We start from the raw sequence: 1173 nt of genomic DNA, 5'->3' as shown, positions 1-1173 counted from the left end.
TCCCCGGTGCGGGGCCGGCCCCGCGTCCTGCCGGTGCCCGGCCGGGTCACGCGCGCGGTCGGCGTGCGGGCGGGTCACCCGCGTGGGCGGTCCGTCGGCGCGGGCAGGGGCGGCGGGGTGCCGCCGAACTCCGGGCACAGCGCCTGGTGCTCGCACCAGCCGCAGAGCTTGCTCCTGCGGGGTTCCCACACCCCGGCGCGTCCTGCCGCCTCGATCCGCGCCCAGATGTCGGCGATCTCGGACTCCGCGGCCCGGAGTTCGTCCTCGGTGGGGTCGTACCAGCGCACCGCTCCGTCGCCGCCCAGGTAGACGAGTTGGAGGCGGGTGGGGACGACGCCGAGGTCGCGCCAGATCATGACCGCGTAGAAGAAGATCTGGAAGCGGGCCTTGTCCTCGAACCGGGGCGCGGGGGACTTGCCGGTCTTGTAGTCCACGATCCGGATCTGGCCGGAGGGGGTGGCGTCGATGCGGTCCACGTAGCCGCGCAGCCGCAGGCCGGTGGGCAGGGACACCTCCAGGCGCATCTCGCGGTCGCGGGGCTCCAGGGCGGTGGGATTCTCCAGGTCGAAGTAGCGGCGGACCAGGTCGCGGGCGGACTCCAGCCAGGTGTCGCGCTCGGCGTCGTCGGCGAACAGCTCGTCCAGCTCGGGCTTCTTCTCGCGCAGCTTCTTCCACTGGGGCTCGACGAGGCCGACGGCGTTGCGCGGGTTGCGCGACTCGGCGGGCAGCTCGTACAGGCGCTCCAGGCAGGCGTGGACGAGGGTGCCGCGCAGGGCCGCCGCGCTGGGCGCCTCGGGGAGGCGGTCGATGGTGCGGAAGCGGAACAGCAGCGGGCACTGGAGGAAGTCGGAGGCCCGGGAGGGGGAGAGGGCGGACGGGAGGAGCGCGGTGGTCATGGATCGAGCCTATGAGAAGGTCGCGACAGGCCGCGAGGGGAGAGGGCGGCCTGTGGACGAGCGGCCCGTGGAGAGAGCGGTCTGTGGAGAAGCGGCACGGGTGCGGGAGGCGGTCCCGAATCCGGGAAGCACGGTGCCGACCGGCCCCGTGGGCCCCTGTATCCAGGAAACACCGGCGGCCCGGCGTAGCGCCACGGGCGGATCGGGCCTGTGGACAACCGGGCGGGCGGTGCGGCGCGGAGCCGGGCCGTGGGCGCCGCGGGGCCGGGGCGGGCGG

Annotated in this window: 1 protein-coding gene; it reads right to left on the bottom strand. The window is 74.8% G+C overall.

Annotation, left to right across the window (positions count from 1 at the left end; translation table 11 throughout):
* Positions 1-74 precede the first annotated feature (74 nt).
* Positions 75-896: a RecB family exonuclease gene (locus tag DQW06_RS27420; RefSeq protein WP_013152516.1), complete on the bottom strand. Its 822-nt coding sequence runs from the start codon at positions 894-896 to the stop codon at positions 75-77.
* Between the last annotated feature and the right edge of the window lie 277 nt (positions 897-1173).

Origin of the sequence: Nocardiopsis sp. TNDT3 (assembly GCF_003427465.1) — a bacterium.
Lineage (GTDB): Bacteria > Actinomycetota > Actinomycetes > Streptosporangiales > Streptosporangiaceae > Nocardiopsis > Nocardiopsis dassonvillei.
Note: the sequence above shows the minus strand (reverse complement) of the source record. Positions and strands in the feature narration are given on the sequence as shown.